We start from the raw sequence: 20,463 nt of genomic DNA, 5'->3' as shown, positions 1-20,463 counted from the left end.
GTGTGGCGCAACAATGTCGGGTGGAAATTCATCAGATCAACGCATTTCTCGCGGTGGCTGAGGAGCTACATTTCGGCCGTGCGGCACAGCGGCTTCGGATTGCGCAACCGCCGCTGAGTCGAACGATCCGGCAATTCGAGAAACAGCTCGGTTCGCCGTTGTTCGATCGAAGTACTCGAACTGTGCGGCTCACTGCTGCCGGTGAAGCGCTGCTGCTTCCGGCGCGCGAGATTCTGGACGCGTGCCGGATGGCCGAGATCGCGGTGTCGGCGGCAGGCAAGGGAACGACAGGTCGCGTTCGCCTGGGCTTTGCGGGAACCTCTTCGCACCTGCTCGTCGGGCGGTGGGCGAAATTGGTGAGAAAGACGAATCCAGGTATCGAATTCGTGCTCGACAGTTCCGCTTTCGCGAACGAAGCGTTGTTGATGTTGCTCGATCGACGACTCGACATCGGGATGGTCCGGTGGACTGTCCCACCGCTCGGGATCACGTCGAGATTGATCGCCGAGGAGGACTTTCTGGTGGCCATGTCGAAAGACCATCCGTTGGCGTCGAGGGAATCGGTTCGGTTGATCGAATTGGAGTCCGAGAATTGGGTGACACTGCCGGCGGAACCAGGTTCGATTCTCCGAGAGTCACTGCTCACTGCGTCGAAGAACGCCGGGTTTCTGGCTCGGATCGTCCAGACGGCACCCGATTCGATGTCGTTGATCGCGTTGGTGTCCGCAGAAATCGGATGCTCGTTGACGATTTCCTCGGTGGCCCGGAGCATCGTGAACCCGGATGTGGTCTTTGTTCCCGTCATGGATCCACCTCCTCCTCTTCAACTGCGTATCGCCTGGCGAGAGGGAGACGACAGACCTGCTCTTCTCGAAGTGTTGAAATTGTCCGAGCAGGCGCTGCCGTCCCTGGCCTAGACGGTTGCCCGACCGGTAGCGATTTCACCCGCTTCGGATTGCGATGAGTTCGACGGAGCGGCACGAGTGTTCTCGAGTTCGAGCTCGTCGTGATCCGCCTGCTCGGCCGTCGACAGTTCGCCTGCGTTGTACCCGGTGCGGCGGAGCAGCAGAAGGGTGCAGATCAGCGAGACAAAGGCGTACAGCCCGGACACGATCGCGACCCCGACGATGTTGCCGGACGTGTTGAGCATCCACTGCGCCAGTACCGGAGTTCCGCCGCCGACGACGAGGGAACACAGTTGGTACGCCGTCGACAATCCGGTGTAACGGATGTTGGCGGGGAAGGCCCGGGCGAGAACGCCGGCGATGGCGCCGTAGAACATCGAATGCGGGATCGTGGCCAGGCACATCGCGACGACCGCGATGGTGAAGTTCCCGGTTCGGATCGCGAAGAACATCGCGGGCATGAGTACGAACTCCGGTATCACCATCAGACACATGGCTTTTCGCATGTCGATCTTGGAGACCAGGACGGCACCGAAAGGTTGGACGATGAACTGCACGACAAGCGCGATCGCAATGGCGGCCAGGAAGGTACCTCGATCGTATCCCAGTTCTTTTGTAGCCCAAGACAATGCGAAGGTGTTCTTGAAGTAGGTGACCTGAGCGAGGGGGAGTGCGCCGGCGCCGAGAAGAACCAGTACCCAATGCTTGCGCAATACTTCGGCGAGTGGAAGTTTGACGACTTTCTTGCGGGCGAGAACGGCCTTCATCTCGTCGGACTCTTCGAGTTTGAGGCGGATGATCATCCCGAGAATGACCAGGACCGAAGAGATGATGAACGGGATGCGCCATCCGTACAGGAGGAACGACGGCGTCGGCATCGCGGACAGAAAGAAGAATGCGATGGTGGCCAACAGATTCCCGGCGGGTGAGCCCTGTTGAGCGAACGCGGAGTAGAGGATGCTCTTCCCCTTGGGCGCGTTCTCGCTGGCGATGAGCACTGCTCCGCCCCACTCGCCGCCGACCGCGACTCCTTGGATGACGCGAAGGGTGACCAGGCCGATCGGCGCCCAGATCCCGACCTGTGCGTAGGTGGGGAGGAGTCCGATGCCGACTGTGGCGACGCCCATCATCATCAAGGTGATGACGAGAGTGTTCTTGCGTCCGATCCGGTCGCCGAGGTGACCGAAGATGATCCCGCCGATGGGCCGGGCGAGGAAGCCTGCCCAGAGGGTGATGAAGGCGAGGAGAGTTCCGACTCCGCTCGGGAGAGTGTCGGAGAAGAAGATGTCGCCGAATACCAGGGCAGCCGCGGTGCCGTAGATGTAGAAGTCGTACCACTCGATAGTGGTTCCGATGAACGAAGCGATACCGGCTCTTCGGGCCTTGGCGTTGATCTCCTCGGAACTGCGAGTGGGTGAACTCATGCGTGGCGACCTTTCTCTGCATCATTCGTGGCGCCGAAACGTGGCGCGCCTGAATGAGATTCGCAGAGTGGTGTAGGTCACGTCCAATACCAAGTTGGTCGCCTATTGATACCTCTGAAGTATCAATAGGCGACCAGGATCAGCTTTTCCGGTATGGAAGACGTCTGAGCTAGCCCGAGTGATCTGGGTCGTTACTCGGACCAGTTGTACGTTCTCTCGACGGCCTTGTTCCACTCCGCGTACAGCCGTGCCCGTTCGGACTCGTCCATCGCCGGTTCCCAGGTCTGGCCGACGGCCCAGTTGTTGCGGATGTCGTCGGTGTCCGCCCAGTAACCGATGGCGAGGCCCGCTGCGTAGGCAGCGCCGAGCGCTGTCGTTTCGTTGACCACAGGACGGATGACGGGAACTCCGAGGATGTCCGACTGGAACTGCATCAGGGTTTCGTTGACCACCATGCCGCCGTCGACCTTCAGTGCGGACAGTTCGACGCCCGAATCCGCTCGCATGGCGTCGATGACCTCACGAGTTTGGTACGCCGTCGCCTCGAGCGCAGCGCGGGCAATGTGCCCCCTGTTGACGAAGCGCGTCAGGCCGACGATGACACCCCGCGCGTCCGGTCGCCACCGAGGTGCGAAAAGTCCGGAGAAAGCGGGCACGAAGTAGGCGCCGCCGTTGTCGTCCACACTCGCGGCGAGCGGCTCGATGTCCTTGGCGTTCTGAATGATTCCGAGGTTGTCTCGAAGCCATTGGACCAAGGAACCCGTCACCGCGACGGAGCCTTCGAGTGCGTAGACGGCAGGCGCTTCGCCGAGCTTGTAGCAGACGGTGGTCAGCAGTCCGTGTTTGCTGTGCACCGGCTTGGTTCCCGTGTTGAGAAGCATGAAATTGCCGGTGCCGTAGGTGTTCTTGGCTTCACCCTCGGAGAGGCAGGCCTGACCGAAGGTGGCTGCCTGCTGGTCACCGAGAATTCCGGCGACCGGCACACCGGCGAGATTGCCGCGTGGGCGCCCGGTGCCGTAGACCTCGGACGAACTACGGATTTCCGGGAGCATCGACACCGGGATTCCAAAGTCCGCGCAGATCGATTCGTCCCACTGGAGGGTCTCGAGATCCATCAGCATCGTGCGTGACGCATTGGTGACATCTGTCACGTGGACGCCGTCGGTCAGGTTCCACACGATCCACGTGTCGACGGTGCCGAAGCACAATTCTCCGGCCTCCGCTTTGGCTCTCGCACCGTCGACGTTGTCGAGAATCCAGCGGATCTTCGGCCCGGCGAAGTAGGTCGAGAGTGGTAGTCCGGTCTTGTCTCGGTACTTGTCGGGACCCTCGTCGCCGCCCAGTTCGACACACAGCTGATCCGTGCGCGTGTCCTGCCACACGATCGCGTTGTAGATCGGCTTGCCCGTCGAACGCTCCCAAACGACGGTCGTCTCACGCTGATTCGTGATTCCGACGGCCGCGATGTCGGCCCGCGTGAGGTCGACCTTCGCGAGAGCGCCGGCCACCACCTCCCGGGTGTTGATCCACAGCGCAACCGGGTCGTGCTCGACCCAACCGGCACGCGGGAAAATCTGCTCGTGTTCTTTCTGCGCAACGCTCACCACGGCGCCGTCGTGATCGAAGATCATGCAGCGGCTCGACGTCGTGCCTTGGTCGATGGCGGCGATGTATTGATTCACTGTGCTCCTATGTTCGGGCGCGTTCGCAGTTATCCGTGCGCTGTCGCAGTATGTGGATCAAGCTACTAGCCTGTAAACGGATTCGTCGTCGACTTACAGGAGACCGGGTTGAGTAAGCAGCAAGGTGCGCAGTTTCTCGGCCCGCGGCAGCGTGAAGCTGCTTGGGAACAGCTTCAGACCGAGCAATTCGACGTCGTCGTTGTCGGCGGCGGTGTTGTCGGTGTCGGAGCTGCGCTCGATGCGGCCACCCGCGGACTCAAGGTTGCGTTGGTCGAGGCCCGTGACTACGCATCCGGCACGTCCAGTCGCTCGTCGAAGATGTTCCACGGCGGTCTCCGCTATCTAGAGCAACTCGAATTCGGCCTCGTTCGTGAAGCATTGCGTGAGCGCGAACTCTCGCTGACCACGCTCGCTCCGCACCTGGTCAAGCCGCTGAAGTTCCTGTTCCCTCTGGCTCACCGAGTGTGGGAGCGCCCGTACATGGCGGCGGGAATCTTCCTGTACGACCGAATGGGCGGCGCAAAGTCGGTCCCCTCCCAGAAGCACTTGACGCGGGCGGGCGCACTACGCATGTCGCCGAGCCTCAAGCGCAGTTCGCTGACCGGTGGCATCCAGTACTACGACACCGTCGTCGACGACGCTCGGCACACCATGACCGTCGCACGGACCGCTGCACACTACGGCGCGGTCGTCCGAACGTCGACGCAGGTCGTCGGCTTTCTGCGGGAAGCGGATCGGGTCTCGGGAGTTCGTGTTCGCGACTGCGAAGACGGCCGTACCGCCGAGGTCAAGGGTCACGTCGTCATCAATGCGACCGGTGTCTGGACGGACGAGATCCAAGCGCTCTCACGTCAGCGCGGACGGTTCCGGGTGCGAGCGTCGAAGGGCGTACACATCGTCGTCCCGCGCGATCGCATCGTCAGTGAAGCCGCCATCATCCTGCGTACCGAGAAGTCGGTGCTGTTCGTCATTCCGTGGGGCAGTCACTGGATCATCGGCACCACTGATACCGACTGGAACCTGGATCTCGCACATCCGGCGGCAACCAAAGCAGATATCGACTACATCCTCGGCCACGTGAACTCCGTCCTGGTCACGCCGTTGACGCACGCCGACATCGACGGTGTGTACGCCGGCCTGCGTCCGCTGCTTGCCGGTGAAAGCGACGAGACGTCGAAACTCTCGCGCGAGCACGCCGTCGCACGGGTCGCTCCCGGTCTGGTCGCCATCGCCGGCGGAAAGTACACGACGTATCGGGTCATGGCGGAAGACGCCGTCGACGTGGCTGCAGAAGACATTCCCGCGCGCGTGGCGTCGTCGATCACGGAGAAGGTGCCGCTCGTCGGTGCCGACGGCTACTTCGCGTTGATCAACCAGACCGTGCAACTGGGTGAGCAGTACGGCTTGCATCCGTATCGAGTCAAGCACCTGCTCGACCGTTACGGTTCGTTGATCACCGAGGTCCTCGAACTCGGCCGCAAGACGCCGGAGTTGTTGCAGCCCATCACGGATGCGCCCGATTATCTCCAGGTCGAAGCTGTGTACGCGGCTGCGGCCGAGGGCGCCCTGCACCTCGACGACATCCTGGCTCGCCGCATGCGCATCGCGATCGAGTATCCGCATCGTGGGGTCAACTGCGCGCAACAGGTCGCCGGTTTGGTCGCACCGATTCTCGGTTGGGATGCCGCCACCGTCGAGCGTGAAGTCGACACCTACCGAGCACGTGTCGAAGCGGAGATCGAGTCACAGACCCAGCCGGACGACGAGTCGGCCGATGCCTTGCGCGCCGCAGCGCCGGAGTCGCGGGCCGAGATCCTCGAGCCCGTCGTCGTGGTGCCGGATCGGGTCTGAGTCGCCCGTCGTTTGCTCTCGCTCTGTCGTGGGTAGGCCGGATGACGAATCACCACCCGTGTCAGCACAGACCGGTCGAGCGTCGCCCAGGAGGATCCCAATGTTCGGTAGTCGGTCGAGGTCTGCTGAGGAGCACATAGCCACCGCTTATCTGGTCACTCACCTGTGCGGAGCGATGGTAGGGCTGCAACTCTCGCGGTCACTCTCGGACTCGTACGGTGCCTGGGCTGAAGGCGAGCTGGACTCGTTGCCGGGTGAGCTCGAGTACGAGATCGAACAACTGCTTCAGCTGATCGAGGACACTCAGGGCATATCGCTGCCGCGGTACTCCAAGATCGATGCGACGGTCAATCGGATCCGACGCCTCGTTCACGTCGACGCCATCTGGCGTAATCGCCTGGTCAAGCTGGCGACTCTCGAGATCATGCGGACCGCGCTGTGCGGCAAGAGCGCGATGTGGGAGGTTCTGAGAGACATCCCGGCCGGGGAGACGGAGGAGCAGTACCGCGAGCTCAACGACCTGGTGTCCAAGCAGATCAGGACCGTGACGGGACTGCATCACCGCGCAGCCACCGAGGCATTTCAGGGGGTGGAGGGGCGGCAATCGGCGAGCGGCGGCGACCCCATCCGCTCGAGTAAGTAAGGTTTGTACCGTTCCATGAAGAATTCGATGAACGGTAGACCCCGAGGTGTATGGAGATGGCTGAGCGCGACCAAGCACTGACAGATCCCAAGGCAGTGTTCGCGGCGTTGGCGGAGATTCTCTACTCCGCGGCGGACAGCGCCGAGGTGTACTCCGCGATCTGTTCGGCGGCCGTCGAGTTGATTCCCGGTTGCGATCACGCAAGTCTGATGCTGCGACGGGGAAACACCAACGTCACGGTGGCTGCCAGCGACGAGATTGCCGAGTACGCAGACGATCTCGAGCGGGCCACGGGTGAGGGGCCGTGCATCGACGCTCTCGACACGGAGGCGCCGCAGCTCGAGTCGGACCTTCGGACTCCGAATCAGTGGCCGGAATTCGCCCGGAAGGTAGTGGCGGATACACCTATTCGCGGCTCGATGGGGTTCCGACTGATGGTCGATCGTCAGAAGTTCGGTGCCCTCAACCTCTTCTCGGATACTCCGGGTGCTTTCACCGAGACCGTTGCCGACCACGCGATCATGTTGGCGTCGTTTGCGTCCGTGGCCGTCACCGCGCTGACCCGAGGAGAGGATGCCGACTCGCTGCGGCGCGGCCTGGCGAGCAGTCGCGAAATCGGTCAGGCCGTCGGTCTACTGATGGCATTGCATCGTGTGTCCGACGACGAGGCCTTCGACATTCTCGTGCGAACCTCGCAGAACATGAACGTCAAGATCGCCGAGTTGGCGCGTAAGGTCATCGTCCAACATCGTTCGACTCTGGACTGAGCGCTTCGTTCGTCCCGGGTGAGCCGAGGAGTTGAGATCGCTTGCGATCCACCGTCTCTCGAAGTGCCGTCACCACCGCTGCGACTTCCGGGCGTCGCAAGGATTCCGAACGGGCCACCAGCCAGTACGAAAGTCTGACTTCGATGTGAGCCGGCAGTACGCGAATCAGATCGTCGTGCTGCTCGGCCATGAAACAGGGGAGCAGGCCGATGCCGGCACCCGCGCGCGTTGCCTCGATGTGGACGAACACGTTGGTGGACGTGACGGCCTCGCGCATGGAAACCGTGAGCTTGCGAGCCAGATCGAGTTCGTCGACCTGCAGCATCGAGTCGATGAAATACACGAGCGAGTGTTCGGCCAGATCTTCGGCACTTTCGGGAACGGCGTTCTGACGTAGATATTCGCGGGAGGCGTACAAACCCAGCGCGTAGTCGGCCAGATGGACGGCTTCGGCGCGGTGAACTTGAGGCTTGCCGACAACAACCTCGATGTCGAGCCCCGAGCGTATCTGCGAAGCCTTTCTGGTCGCGACAACTATCTCCACGCTCACGCGAGGATGGCGTCTGCGAACTGCTGCGCCGGCAGGGGCCGCGATGTACGCGCTGAATCCGTCGGTTGCCGAGACCCGCACCACGCCGTCGAGTTGCTGCTGACCGGTGGAGTCGAGCGCCAGTTCGTTCACCGCAGCCTCGATGCGCTCGGCCGCGTTGAGTGCTTGTCTGCCCAGGTCGGTCAACTCCCAGCCGCCGGACGAGCGAACCAGGACACGACCGCCGAGACTCTTCTCGAGTGAGGCGATGCGGCGCGAGATGGTGGTGTGATTGAGACCCAGGTCGTCCGCGGCGGTGTTGAAGCGGCCGGTGCGGCCGACTGCGAGAAGGACGAGTAGGTCGTCGGGGCTCAGTTTGAAAGTCATATCTGCATTTTTGCACCTATATGGTGCGAGATTTGCCATTGTCGCGCCGTCAATCTGCACTGATACTCATCGAGTCACAAAAAATGTGCGAGCGGTCACATTCCTGATCGTGACGAGCAGGCGAATCGCGAACTGAAGACGAGGGAGTCCACGATGAGCGTCGACAACATGCCGAAGCCCGAGAGCCAAGCCCCACCATCGGCGCTGAAGAAGGTGGTGGGCGCCTCGATGGCGGGTACCGTCGTCGAGTGGTACGAGTTCTTTCTGTACGGCACGGCGGCCACGCTGGTCTTCAGTAAGGTCTTCTTTCCCGGCGGCGGCAACGAGCTGGATGCGATCATCGCGGCTTTCATCACCTACGCCGTCGGATTCGCCGCACGCCCACTCGGCGGGATCGTCTTCGGATACTTCGGCGACAAATTCGGCCGAAAGCAGTTGCTGCAGTTCAGCTTGTTGCTGGTCGGTGCCGCGACCTTCCTGATGGGCTGCCTACCGACCTACGGTCAGATCGGCTACTGGGCGCCGGCACTGCTGGTCACGCTGCGCTTCATCCAAGGATTTGCCGTCGGCGGCGAATGGGGTGGGGCGGTACTCCTTGTCGCCGAACACAGCCCGAATCGATCTCGCGGCTTCTGGTCGTCCTGGCCTCAGGCGGGCGTGCCGATGGGTAATCTGGTGGCCACTGTCGTGCTGTTGATCCTGACATCGACGCTCTCGGACGAATCCTTCATGAGTTGGGGCTGGCGCGTTGCATTCTGGCTCTCCGCAGTCATCGTTCTGGTCGGGTACTACGTTCGGACCAAGGTCACCGACGCTCCCATTTTCATTGCCGCACAGAAGGAAGCGGAACTGGTCAAGGCAACCTCGTACAGCGTTTTCGAGGTAGTCAAGCGTTACCCGCGCGGAGTGTTGACCGCGATGGGCCTGCGTTTCGCCGAAAACGTCATGTACTACCTCGTGGTGACCTTCTCGATCACCTACCTCAAGGTCGTCGTTCATGCGGACACGGCGCACATCCTCTGGTGGATGCTGATGGCACATGCCGTGCACTTCGCAGTGATTCCGTTGGTAGGCAAGCTGTCCGACACGATAGGTCGACGCCCGGTGTACATGATCGGCGCCGTCACCGCCGGAACGTGGGGGTTCTTCGCCTTCCCGATGATGAACAGCGGGCACAATGCAGTCATCTTGTCGGCAATCATCATCGGGCTTGTGTTCCACGCGTTCATGTACGCCGGCCAACCCGCGATCATGGCCGAGATGTTCCCGACTCGGATGCGCTATTCCGGTGTCTCCCTGGGATATCAGGTCACGTCGATCGTGGCGGGGTCACTGGCTCCGATCATCGCGACCGGACTGCTGAGCAAGTTCGATTCTTCGGTCCCCATCGCGATCTATCTTCTGCTGGCATCCCTGGTCACCATCGTCGCAGTCATTTTCGCGCGGGAGACCAAGGGAATCTCGCTCGAGTCCGTCGACGCCGCTGACGCGCGAGTGCTAGCCGACGAGCGGGCCGGTGTGTCCGCATGACGCTCTCCGGTAAAACGGCACTGGTCACCGGCGGTGCCGGCGGGATCGGTGAGGCGTGTGCTCGACTCCTTGCCGCCCGCGGCGCGCGTGTGACCGTCGCTGATCTCGACGACGTCGCGGCGAAGTCGCTGGCCGAGGAGATCGACGGCACTGCGTGGGCCGTCGATCTCCTCGACACCGACCAACTCGTGGATCTGGCACTCGAGACGGACATACTCGTCAACAACGCCGGCATTCAACGGGTCAGTCCCATCGAGGATTTCGACGTCGAGGACTTCCGGAAGATTCAGCGCCTCATGGTCGAAGCGCCGTTCCTCCTCGCTCGGGCCGCCCTGCCGTACATGTATCGCAACGGTTTCGGCCGCATCGTGAACATTTCCTCGGTCCACGGCCTCCGCGCTTCGGCGTTCAAGAGTGCGTACGTCACGGCCAAACACGGTCTCGAAGGACTGTCGAAGGTTGTGGCACTCGAGGGCGCCCCACACGGCGTCACCAGCAACTGCGTCAATCCGGGCTACGTCTTGACGCCCCTCGTGCAGTCCCAGATTTCCGACCAGGCAAAGGTTCACGGCATCAGCGAATCCGAAGTGGTCGAAAAGGTGATGCTCACCGAGAGTGCGATCAAACGGATGGTCGAGCCTGCAGAAGTGGCATCGCTGGTGGGCTGGCTGGCATCGACCGAGGCGTCGATGGTGACGGGGGCGTCGTACACCATCGACGGCGGGTGGAGCGCCAGCTAGGCCACTCGGTCGATCGGGTTGCTGGTCGGTCGACTGCTGGGCTCAGGCCTCGGGAATCTCGATTCCGAACTTCTCGCGGGTGATGACTTCGGGTTCGGGGCCGCCGCGAACTCCGGTGTCGAGTGCGTCGATTGCGGAGAGTTCTTCGGCGGTGAGTTCGAAGTCGAACACGTCGAAGTTCTCCGCGATCCGCGAGGGAGTCACCGACTTGGGGATCACCTGGCGGCCCTGCTGGAGGTGCCAGCGCAGCATCACCTGTGCAGGCGACTTGCCGTGAGCGGACGCGATGGCGCCGATGGTGGCGTCCTCGAGGGTCGAGCCGTGGGAGCCGTCGCGGTAGAACGTGATTCCGCCGATCGGCGACCATGCCTGAGACAGAATGCCGTGATCGGCGTCGGCCTCGAGCAAGGTCGACTGCCGGAAGTACGGATGGACCTCGATCTGGTTGACCGCCGGCACCACGGACGTTGCGTCCAGGAGTCGGGTGAGGTGATCCGGCATGAAGTTACTGACTCCGATGGCGCGGACCTTTCCGTCGGCCAGAAGCCTTTCCAGCGCCTTGTACGCGTCGATGGTGAGCTCGAAATCGCTCGGCAACGCCTGGTGGAGGATGAGGAGGTCGAGTTGTTCGACACCGAGTTTGCCGGCGCTCTTGTCGAAGGCATGCAGAGTCTCGTCGTACCCGTAGTCGGTGATCCAGACTTTCGTTTCGACGAAGATCTCGCCGCGATCGAGGCCGGATCGCCGGATCGCCTCACCGACGCCCTTCTCGTTGCCGTAGGCCGCCGCAGTATCGATATGGCGATACCCCGTCGACAGCGCGGACTCGACGGCGGCGACTGTTTCGTCCGGCGGCGTCTGGTAGACGCCGAAGCCGAGCGCGGGGATGTCGACGCCATTGTTCAGTTTCAGGGTCGGGATGCTCATGTCGTCCACGGTAGTGGCGGCGCTGGTCGGGCGGGAGTGATTGTTCAGCCGGGTAACGGCAGTACCCCTTCAGGCCTGGGAATTCGCGATCGGGAGACTGGTCAATGAGTGAGCACTATCTTCAAGCCGACTATGAGGGTGGCGACGGCGGCGAGTCCGAACGCTGCCAGATGGGTGTTCGTACTGACTTTCTCGCCGTGAAGTCGGCTGATCACGTAACTGGTGGAACCGATCCGCAGGATCAAGACGATTTCCGCGATCAACTGCGCCGTCCGCGGTTCCAGGAAGTTGAACCACGCTGTCGCGAGAATGACGACAGGAACAACCGCAGAGGTGAGGATCGGGACGGAATCGCGAAGCGAGTCGATTCTCTCCGCGGTCGTCAGTCGACGATCGTTGCGAATGCTCTCGCCGACACCTTCGGCGAAGGTGTGGGCGATGTATGTCGACAATGCCGTGCCGACCACAATCGCGGCGCCAAGCGATTCCTGAGATTTCGTCACCGGTATGAGTGCGGCGAGGACAAGAATGTTGCCGTAGATGTACGCGGTGGTCCTCGCCGCGACACGTTCTTGTCCCAGCGGCGCACCGTGAGAGGTGATCGGCCGGTTCAGCAGGGTTCGCAGGTCCCACTCCATGTTCAGAGCATGGCAGATCAGACCCTGGGGCTGTAGTGCATCGGGTTATCTCGCTGCTCGACCGGGGGCAGGTTGCGCGCCGGTGTGTGGACCAGTGGTGCGTCGGCGGGGATTCGGCCGTTCGCTCGGTCCCATCCCGCGCGAGCACGTGGCTGATACCGGTATCGCCACGGCACCAGACGGAAGACGGCGTTGACGCTCCGGCCGACGGCGGTGTGGATTCTCTGGTCTCGGCCACTCCACGAGTAACCGAGAAGGTCGCGAACCGGTTGGTCGTACATTCCGACCGTCAGCCACACGAATCCGCGGGCGAGGGGGATTCGGGCGAGCCGCCACAACGGATCGGGAAGCCACGTCATGTACGGGGGCTTGCCGAGTCCCGACAGGTCGAGTACGTCGCGGGTCGCCTTGTTGTCTTCGAGTACGTTGCGGCACATGTGGTCCCAGTACTCCTGAAATGCTTCCCAGGTCTCGGGAACAGGGCGCATGCTCATCCCGTACAGGCGATACCACTGAATGTGTTCGGTGAAGAGCTGACGTTTCTGGGCCTCGGTCAAGCCACCCGAGAAGTTCTCGGCCGTGACGATGGTGCCCATGAAGAACGTTGCGTGCGCCCAGTAGAAAGTGTCGGGATCGAGTGCGTGATATCGACGCCCCAACTTGTCGACGCCCTTGATTCGTGTGTGATAGCCGCGGACTTCTTCGGCTGTCTGCTGCGCGCGATCGCCGTCGAACACCACGCCTGCAATGGGATACAGCGAGCGGTACAGCCGTTCCCACCGCTCGTCGAAGAACTGTGAATGCTCCTCGACTCCGGCGCCGAGCCCGGGGTGCATGTTCTGCATCGAACCGGCCCAGACGCCTTGCAGCATCCCGCGCCAGTCGCCGAAATACTTCCAGGTCAGGGAATCCGGACCGAGGGGAACCGGGGTGCTGCTGTCGTCAAGTTGACTACGCATGTTGTCAGATTAGGATCGACAACAGCGGTAGTCAAGATTGAAAGCCAGTTGAATCGATCAGGTGTCGGCGAAGTGGGGAAGTTGTGAGCATCGAAGAACGCAGGGCCACTCGAAAGGCGACGTTGTTCGACGTCGGAGTGACACTGCTCGGTGCGGTCGACGGTCCGGCCGTCAATGTGCGTGCGGTCTGCAAGGCCGCCGGTTTGACCGAGCGGTACTTCTACGAGAGCTTCACCGATCGTGATCAGTACGTTGTCGCGGTCCACACGTTTGTCGCCGAGCGGGCGCAGTCGGCGCTGGCGTCGGCAGTGGAGTCGGAGACTACATCCGAGGCCGTCGCCACCGCTGCGGTCGACGCTTTCGTCAAGCTCATGGTCGACGATCCGGCGATGGGGAGAGTGCTCCTGATCGCTCCGCTCTCGGAACCCGTCCTGAGCGGACGCGGTATCGAATCGATGCCGGCGTTCGTGGACCTCGTGTACGACCAGTTGTCCGAGATCGCTGACCCCGTGGACAAGCAACTGGTGGCCGTCGGACTGGTCGGGGCGTTGTTCACGCTGTTCATCGGTTATCTGGACGGCACGATCGTCGTGGACCGCGAACGATTTGTTCGCCACTGCGTCAGGCTGCTGATCAACGCTAACCAGGCGTGAAGGGCTGGCAGGCCGGGCAGAAGAAGATATTTCGCTCGGTGAGCTGATCCGGTCCGAGGGTGTCTTCGGTGATGCGAGTTCCGCAACGGCGGCAGGGTTTTCCGCGTCTGCCGTACACCCAGGTCTGCCTACCTGGACGGGTGTCGCCGGTCGTGACCCGGATGCGACGTGACTTGTTGGCGTTGATGGTGCGGAACGACAGGTCGACTATCGCGTCGAGATTTCCGGCGAGACGTGTCGGCGTTCTCGGGTGAATGCCTCGTAGGAAGCAGATCTCGTTTCGGTACACGTTGCCCAGTCCGGCCATCACCCGCTGATCCAGGAGCGCGATTCCGATCGGTTCGGAGTCTGCAGCGCGCAGATTTTCGACGGCCACGGAACTGTCCCAGTCCGTTCCGAGGAGGTCCGTTCCGAGGTGTCCGACGGCCTCCTGTTCCTGCCCGAGTTCGAGGATCTCGGTGATTCCCAGTGAAAAGCCCACTGCTACAGAGTCTTCGGTGGCCAAGATGATGCGCGCTTGATGGGCGGGTCTGCGCCAGCGCTCGCCGGGGCGATAAATCTGCCACTGACCTTCCATCTTCAGATGCGTGTGAACGGACGCTTCGCCCACGCGGATCAGCAGATGCTTTCCGCGACTGGCGACGGAATCCACACGATGACCTGACAGATCAACGGTGGCGTAGCGAGGAACGCGGACATCGCAGGTAGTGAGTACCTTCCCCGCCAGGGCAGCGCGCAGATCGTTGGCGGCCCGCCACACGGTATCGCCCTCAGGCATGGTCGCCGCCCCCACTCTTCACGATCGCAACACTCAGCTTCTCAACCATCATGATCTCAAGCGGAATCCGCGAGGGGTGGCCGCGAAGCCGGCTTCGACCAGGACGGGAGCAAAATCGTTGCCGTGGATGGTCTCTCCGTCGACCTTCTCCACCACCAACTTGTCGATGGCGCGAGAGGTCACCTTGTGTGCAAGTGACAGTGCTGCCATCCGCAAGGTGCCCCCGTCGTCGGTGAAGGTCAGGATCGTGCGGCCGCCGCGTTCGACGAACAGAACCAACTCACCCTCCACCAGAACTACCAGTGCGCCGGCTTTTCGTCCGGGTCGGTGTCCTGGTGATTCCTCGCCCCCCGACGCCGGCCACGGCAGCGCCGCGCCGTACGGGTTTGCCGGATCGCACGCCGCGAGAGTGACTGCAGCCGAGGAAGTATGGCGTCCCTCGATGGAATCACCGAACGTGCGCAAGCGGTCCACCACGGGAGGAGTCGAGAATTGAGCGCCGCCCAGGGTATCGACGAAGTATCCGCGTCGAGCGCGCCCGTTGTCCTCGAACGTGCTCAGAACCTTGTAGATCAACGCGAAACCGCCCGGCACGTTCTCGCTCATCACCGATCCGCGGGTGACGACGCCGTACCGTTCGAGCAACAGATCGGCCGTGGCGTGCGCCCGGATGGTCGGGTCCGGTTCGATCGCCGGCAGTTGGAACCACCGACCGGAAGCGGTCGCCGGTCCCGTGCGGGCCGGGGTGGAAGCGCGTGCCATTCCGCGGTACGGACGTGCCCGCGGAACACGTCGAGGGGATCGGTGACTTGTTGTTGTCCGGGTGGTGTCGGAGAGAAGTGCGCGCAGCGGTGCAACGGTGTCGTTTCCGATGTGTCCGAGCCACACCAACTCCCACAGTGCCGTCGTCACCGCACTGTCGACCGTGTCCGCAGCCGACTCCGTGGTTCGCAACGCGTCGACCAACTGGCGGAAGAAGTAGGCACCGCCGCCGGACAGCAGGTCGAGGATGCGCTTCTGCAACTCCGAGACGTCGGTGTCGGCGGGCGAATTGAGCGTGATCGGTGCCAGGTCGGCGGGGTGCAGCACCACCCACCCGTCTTTGCCCGATATAGCTCCCGATCCGGACCACAGGACTTCACCCGTCGACGTGAGTTCGTCCAACATCGCGGGGGAGTAGTCGGCAACTCGGCTCGGCAGGATCAACGATTCGAGAGCGGACGCCGGAATCGGAACGCCGGCAAGTTGATCGACCACCGTTGCAACACCGTCGATTCCGCGCAGCGTGCCGCCGACATGCTGCCAACTGGGAAAAAATCGTCCGAGTGTTGCGGTGCTGACCGGCTCGACCTCCTGCCGGGCCGCGGCGAGCGAGCGACGCCGCAAGCGACGTAGGACTTCGGCGTCGCACCATTCGCTCCCGGTTGCAGACGGGCGGAATTCTCCTTCGAGAACACGCTTTTCGAGCGCGAGCCGACCGAGAACGTCACGCGCGACGGATACTCCGAGACCGAAGCGTGCAGCCGCGTCGGCGAGAGTGAAGGGTCCGTGGGTACGTGCGTATCGGCTCAGGAGGTCGTCGAGTGGCTGATCGACCGGCTCGATGAACGCCGCCGGAACGCCGATCGGCAGTGGAACGCCGAGTCCATCGCGAAGCCGCGCTGCATCTTCGACGACCGTCCACCAGCTCTCGCCTGCATAGGAGACGTGGAGGGCGCGTTTGTCCGCAACCAACTTGTCGAGCCAGGAGCCCGGATCCTCGAGACAGCGTTCGGTGACTTCTTCGGTGGTCAGCGGGCCCAGCATGCGCAGGAGGTCGGCAACACCCTCGAGGTCCTTGGCCTTTCGCTCAGGGACGAGCCGTTGCAGCTCACGTTCGGCCTGCTCGATCACTCCGGCGTCGAGAAGCTCGCGCAGTTCGACGCGGCCGAGGAGTTCGGCCAACAGCGTGGAGTCCAAGGACAAAGCGGCGGCGCGTCGCTCGGCCAGGGGGCTGTCGCCCTCGTACATGAACGCGCCCACGTAGTTGAACAGGAGAGCCCTCGCGAACGGTGAAGGTGAGGGCGTCTCCACCTCGACTATTCGGATCTGGCGCCGTTCGATCTTGCCGAACAATTCCTTCAGTGCAGGCAGGTCGTAGACGTCCTGCAAGCACTCGCGCACGGTCTCGAGCAGGATCGGGAATGTCGGGAACTTGCGGGCGACGTCCAGCAGTTGCGCGGACCGCTGACGCTGCTGCCACAGCGGTGCACGCTTTCCGGGATTGCGGCGGGGGAGAAGCAGTGCGCGGGCGGCACATTCGCGGAATCGGGAGGCGAACAACGCAGAGCCGCCCACCTCCTGGGTGACCAGATCTTCGATGTCCTCGACGTCGAAGGTGAACAGTTCGGCGCCGGGAGGCTCGTTCTCGGTGTCGGGGAGCCGGATGATGATGCCGTCGTCGGAGGCCGTCGGACTGGAATCGACGCCGTATCGTTCCTGCAAGCGCGCCCCGATGGCGAGGGCCCACGGCGCGTGAACACGTTGGCCGTACGGGGAATGCAGCACCAGACGCCAGTCGCCGAGTTCGTCGCGGAAGCGCTCGACCACCAGCGTGCGATCCGACGGTACTTGTCCGGTGGCAGTCTTCTGCTCACCGACGAGTTGGATCAGATTGGTTGTGGCGTTGTGATCGAGTCCGCCCACGCGGCAACGCTCGACGACGTCGGCTTCGTTACCCAGCGCGGTCTCTCGAACGAATTGGCCCAACGCCTGTCCGAGTTCGGCAGGGCGACCGAGCCCGTCGCCGTGCCAGAAGGGCAGACGACCGGGCATGCCGTAGGCGGGGCTGACCAGGACCCGATCGAAGGTGATTTCCTCGATCCGCCAACTGGTGGCGCCGAGCGCAAAGACGTCGCCGACCCGGGATTCGTAGACCATTTCTTCGTCGAGTTCGCCGACGCGTGATGCTTTCTCTCCGACCATGTAGACCGTGAAGAGCCCGCGGTCGGGGATGGCACCGCCGGAAGTGACTGCCAAACGCTGCGAACCCGGCCGGCCCGTCAGCGTGTTGGACTCGCGATCCCAGACCAGACGCGGACGTAATTCGGCGAACTCGTCCGAGGGGTACCGCCCGGCGAGCAGATCCAGAGTCGACTCGTAGGCCGAACGGGGAAGCGTTGCAAAGGAACCGCTTCGGCGCACGGTCTCGAACCAGTCGTCCACGTCGATCGGCTCGAGTGCAGTGGCCGCAACAGTTTGCTGGGCAAGTATGTCGAGGGGGTTGGCGGGAACGGCCATCGCCTCGATCTTGCCTTCGACCATGCGCTCGACGGTCACCGCGCAGTGAATCAGGTCGGTGCGGTGTTTCGGGAAGACCACCCCTCGCGAGATTTCGCCGACCTGGTGGCCGGCGCGGCCGACACGTTGCAGTCCGCTGGCAACCGAAGGCGGTGCCTCCACCTGGATGACCAGGTCGACGGCGCCCATGTCGATTCCGAGTTCGAGACTGCTGGTGGCGACGACGCATCGCAATCGACCCGATTTGAGGTCGTCTTCGATGAGGGCGCGCTGGTCTTTGCTGACCGATCCGTGGTGGGCGCGCGCAAGGAGAGGTTCTGCACCGTAGTTGACCTCGGTGGGAGCTCCGATCTGCGCGGGCGGGCGAGGTGTCTTCTCGACGGCCAGACCGATGCGTTCTGCATGAATCTCGTTGAGCCTGGCTGTCAAACGTTCGGCGAGGCGTCGAGAGTTGGCGAACACGATGGACGATCGGTGGTCGAGAACGAGGTCGACGATCTGTTCTTCGACGTGGGGCCAGATCGAACCGGCTTGCGGGGTGGGGGATTCGGAACCGTCGGCCGGCGTCGCGATCCCCAGTTCGGTCATGTCCTCGACGGGAACACGGACGGTGAGGTCGAAGGTCTTGGCGGCAGGCGGTGCCACGATCCGTATGGGTGCCGAACCGGCCAGGAACCGCCCGATCTCCTCGTGCGGACGGACAGTGGCCGACAATCCGATGCGTTGCGCCGGACGCTCGAGCAAGCCATCCAGGCGTTCCAGCGAGAGCGCAAGGTGTGAGCCGCGCTTGGTGCCCGCCACCGCGTGAACCTCGTCGACGATCACGGTATCGACGCCGACGAGTGTTTCCCGGGCGGCGGAGGTGAGCATCAGGAACAACGACTCCGGCGTCGTGATCAGGATGTCCGGCGGCCGCTTGATCAACGAGCGCCGATCGGCCTGGGACGTGTCGCCGGAACGGACACCGACGGTGATCTCGGGCGGAGTGAGGCCCAGACGTTTCGCCGTCTGGGTGATACCGACCAGCGGAGCGCGAAGGTTCCGTTCGACGTCCACCCCGAGCGCCTTGAGTGGCGAGATGTAGAGGACTTTGGTGGTGCGTTCGCCTTCGTCCTTGGCTGCGAGCTGATCGAGAGCCCAGAGGAACGCCGACAATGTCTTGCCGGAGCCGGTGGGTGCGACGACAAGTGTGTGAGAGCCACTCGCGATGGATTCCCAGGCGCCGAGCTGCGCAGCAGTCGGAGCGCTGAAAGCGCCGCCGAACCACTCGCGTGTGGCGGGCGAGAACCTACCGAGGACGTTGGTCACGACCACCATATTGCCCCTTCCCACCGACAGCGTGTTCATGCCCGCAGCCGAAGTGCAGAGCATACTATTTGCCCTGTTATAGCTATTCTCTTGTTATCGAGAAGGCGAGTGCCTGATGGAAGCAGTCAAGATTGTCCTCGAGCTGGCGGTAGTGCTCGGGGCGATTGTCATGGGTACCAGATCGAGCGGTGTCGCGCTCGGTCTGTGGGGCGGCGCAGGTGTTGCCGTCCTCGTGTTCGTCTTCGGAGAGGACGTCGGCAGTCCGCCTGTCGACGCTCTCCTCATCGTCCTGTCCGTCGTCCTTGCGTCGTCGATGATGCAGGCGGCCGGTGGTATCGACTGGATGGTCACCATCGCAGCGAAGTTGATCGAATCCCGCCCGAAACAGATCACGCTGATCGCGCCGTTGGTGTCATTCCTGTTCTCGGTCGGTGCCGGTACATCCAACATCCTCTACCCGCTGCTTCCCGTCATCTACGACGTCTCGTACAAGAACGGTGTGCGGCCGTCACGGCCGCTGTCGCTGTCAGTTGTCTCGACCGGCGTGGCGCTGGCGTGTAGCCCGGTGTCCGCGGCGATGGCCGCAATGGTCACGCTGACCGACGTGCCGCCTTACGATTTCGAACTCATCGACATCATCAAGATCACCTTCCCCGCTGCCGTAGTCGGCATCGTCCTTTCCTCCATCGCGGTCAACCGCCTCGGCAAGGATCTCGACGACGACCCGGAGATACAGGCGAAGTTGAAGTCGGGCGAATTGGCCGGACCGGGTGCAGCGTCCAAGACCGAACTCGTCTCGACGAAGACCGGACGAAACGCGGCACTGATCTTCCTGGCCGGCGTCCTGGCTATCGTGATATTCGGCCTGTTCAAGGGAATTCGCCCCGAAGCCGCCGACGGTACCCCGATGGGGATGACACCGATCATCGAAATGCTGATGTTCGTCGTGGGCACGTTGATCCTGCTGGTGTGCCGCCCGAATGTCGCCGACGTGCCGTCCTCGACCGTGTTCCGCGCCGGTATGGTCTCGGCCATCGCGCTGTTCGGTCTGGCATGGCTGACGGACACATTCATCAGCGCCCATTCCGAGCTGATCACGAGCACCGTCGGCGACTGGGTCAACGCCGCGCCGTGGATCTTCGCGCTCGGTGTCTTCCTGGTCTGTGTACTGACGACCAGTCAGTCGACCGCGACGCGGACCATTGTGCCGATCGGTCTCGCAGCCGGGATTGCACCCGGCCTGGTGAGCGGAATGTGGGCCGGAGCGTTTGCCGGTGTCTATCTGTTGCCGACGAACGGTTCGCAGATCGCGGCTGCGAACTTCGACCTCTCGGGCAGCACGAAGCTGGGCTCCAAGCTCGTCGACCACTCGTTCTTCCTGCCGACCATCATTTTGGCCGTGACGACGATTGCGGCCGGTGCTCTGTTCGGAGTGGTGCTCGGCTGAGAGTTGAGGCTGAGTC

General features: G+C 62.7%; 16 protein-coding genes. 8 read left to right on the top strand and 8 right to left on the bottom strand.

The features are described from left to right. The first annotated feature begins 20 nt into the window (after nucleotides 1-20). Nucleotides 21-917 (top strand): LysR substrate-binding domain-containing protein, encoded by an 897-nt coding sequence (locus I7X09_RS03540; RefSeq protein WP_095969030.1) that lies wholly within the window; start codon nucleotides 21-23, stop codon nucleotides 915-917. On the opposite strand, the gene I7X09_RS03535 is transcribed toward I7X09_RS03540, so the two are convergent. Next, nucleotides 914-2,329, bottom strand: coding sequence for an MFS transporter (locus tag I7X09_RS03535; RefSeq protein ID WP_200315598.1), 1,416 nt, complete (start codon nucleotides 2,327-2,329; stop codon nucleotides 914-916). The genes I7X09_RS03540 and I7X09_RS03535 overlap by 4 nt on opposite strands. 191 nt (nucleotides 2,330-2,520) lie before the next feature. Continuing rightward, entirely contained in the window at nucleotides 2,521-4,011 is a 1,491-nt protein-coding gene (gene glpK / locus I7X09_RS03530) for a glycerol kinase GlpK (RefSeq protein ID WP_200315596.1), read from the bottom strand. 108 nt (nucleotides 4,012-4,119) lie between these two features. Between glpK and I7X09_RS03525 the strand changes: the two genes are divergently transcribed. From I7X09_RS03525 to I7X09_RS03515, 3 genes are all read left to right on the top strand, one after another. Then, complete coding sequence (locus tag I7X09_RS03525) at nucleotides 4,120-5,862, top strand: glycerol-3-phosphate dehydrogenase/oxidase (RefSeq protein ID WP_200315594.1); 1,743 nt, start codon at nucleotides 4,120-4,122, stop codon at nucleotides 5,860-5,862. Nucleotides 5,863-5,962: 100 nt separating this feature from the next. Beyond that, entirely contained in the window at nucleotides 5,963-6,505 is a 543-nt protein-coding gene (locus I7X09_RS03520) for a hypothetical protein (protein ID WP_200315592.1), read from the top strand. 50 nt (nucleotides 6,506-6,555) lie between these two features. Continuing rightward, nucleotides 6,556-7,272 (top strand): GAF and ANTAR domain-containing protein, encoded by a 717-nt coding sequence (locus I7X09_RS03515; RefSeq protein ID WP_200315590.1) that lies wholly within the window; start codon nucleotides 6,556-6,558, stop codon nucleotides 7,270-7,272. On the opposite strand, the gene I7X09_RS03510 is transcribed toward I7X09_RS03515, so the two are convergent. After that, nucleotides 7,241-8,188, bottom strand: coding sequence for a LysR family transcriptional regulator (locus I7X09_RS03510; RefSeq protein ID WP_200315588.1), 948 nt, complete (start codon nucleotides 8,186-8,188; stop codon nucleotides 7,241-7,243). The two genes, I7X09_RS03515 and I7X09_RS03510, sit on opposite strands and share 32 nt — an antisense overlap. Before the next feature lie 153 nt (nucleotides 8,189-8,341). Between I7X09_RS03510 and I7X09_RS03505 the strand changes: the two genes are divergently transcribed. Next, nucleotides 8,342-9,718 (top strand): MFS transporter, encoded by a 1,377-nt coding sequence (locus tag I7X09_RS03505; RefSeq protein WP_200315586.1) that lies wholly within the window; start codon nucleotides 8,342-8,344, stop codon nucleotides 9,716-9,718. Continuing rightward, the gene (locus I7X09_RS03500; protein ID WP_095969037.1) at nucleotides 9,715-10,458 is read left to right on the top strand and encodes a 3-hydroxybutyrate dehydrogenase; all 744 of its coding nucleotides are present in this window, start codon (nucleotides 9,715-9,717) and stop codon (nucleotides 10,456-10,458) included. The genes I7X09_RS03505 and I7X09_RS03500 overlap by 4 nt, the downstream gene beginning before the upstream one ends. A gap of 42 nt (nucleotides 10,459-10,500) precedes the next feature. On the opposite strand, the gene I7X09_RS03495 is transcribed toward I7X09_RS03500, so the two are convergent. The 3 genes from I7X09_RS03495 to I7X09_RS03485 form a co-directional block, all read right to left on the bottom strand. Further along, entirely contained in the window at nucleotides 10,501-11,385 is an 885-nt protein-coding gene (locus tag I7X09_RS03495) for an aldo/keto reductase (protein ID WP_200315584.1), read from the bottom strand. Between the two features lie 101 nt (nucleotides 11,386-11,486). Then, nucleotides 11,487-12,023 carry a hypothetical protein gene (locus I7X09_RS03490; protein ID WP_003940745.1) on the bottom strand — a complete coding sequence of 179 codons (537 nt, stop codon included), beginning with the start codon at nucleotides 12,021-12,023 and terminating at the stop codon, nucleotides 11,487-11,489. A gap of 17 nt (nucleotides 12,024-12,040) precedes the next feature. Next, nucleotides 12,041-12,982 (bottom strand): oxygenase MpaB family protein, encoded by a 942-nt coding sequence (locus I7X09_RS03485; RefSeq protein WP_166811062.1) that lies wholly within the window; start codon nucleotides 12,980-12,982, stop codon nucleotides 12,041-12,043. 83 nt (nucleotides 12,983-13,065) lie between these two features. On the opposite strand from I7X09_RS03485, the gene I7X09_RS03480 reads away from it, so the two are divergent. After that, nucleotides 13,066-13,635 (top strand): TetR/AcrR family transcriptional regulator, encoded by a 570-nt coding sequence (locus I7X09_RS03480; RefSeq protein WP_054781863.1) that lies wholly within the window; start codon nucleotides 13,066-13,068, stop codon nucleotides 13,633-13,635. Here I7X09_RS03480 and I7X09_RS03475 read toward each other — a convergent pair. Next, nucleotides 13,622-14,413, bottom strand: a complete 792-nt coding sequence (locus tag I7X09_RS03475) for an Fpg/Nei family DNA glycosylase (protein ID WP_200315582.1) — start codon at nucleotides 14,411-14,413, stop codon at nucleotides 13,622-13,624. The genes I7X09_RS03480 and I7X09_RS03475 overlap by 14 nt on opposite strands. Nucleotides 14,414-14,461: 48 nt before the next feature. Further along, entirely contained in the window at nucleotides 14,462-19,009 is a 4,548-nt protein-coding gene (locus tag I7X09_RS03470) for an ATP-dependent helicase (protein ID WP_200317645.1), read from the bottom strand. 106 nt (nucleotides 19,010-19,115) lie between these two features. On the opposite strand from I7X09_RS03470, the gene I7X09_RS03465 reads away from it, so the two are divergent. Further along, nucleotides 19,116-20,447, top strand: a complete 1,332-nt coding sequence (locus I7X09_RS03465; protein ID WP_095969040.1) for an anaerobic C4-dicarboxylate transporter family protein — start codon at nucleotides 19,116-19,118, stop codon at nucleotides 20,445-20,447. The last annotated feature ends 16 nt before the right edge of the window (nucleotides 20,448-20,463 follow it).

The organism is Rhodococcus sp. P-2, assembly GCF_016598535.1.
In the GTDB taxonomy this organism is placed as follows: Bacteria; Actinomycetota; Actinomycetes; order Mycobacteriales; family Mycobacteriaceae; genus Rhodococcus_F; species Rhodococcus_F baikonurensis.
This window is presented reverse-complemented; position numbering and strand designations above follow the sequence as displayed.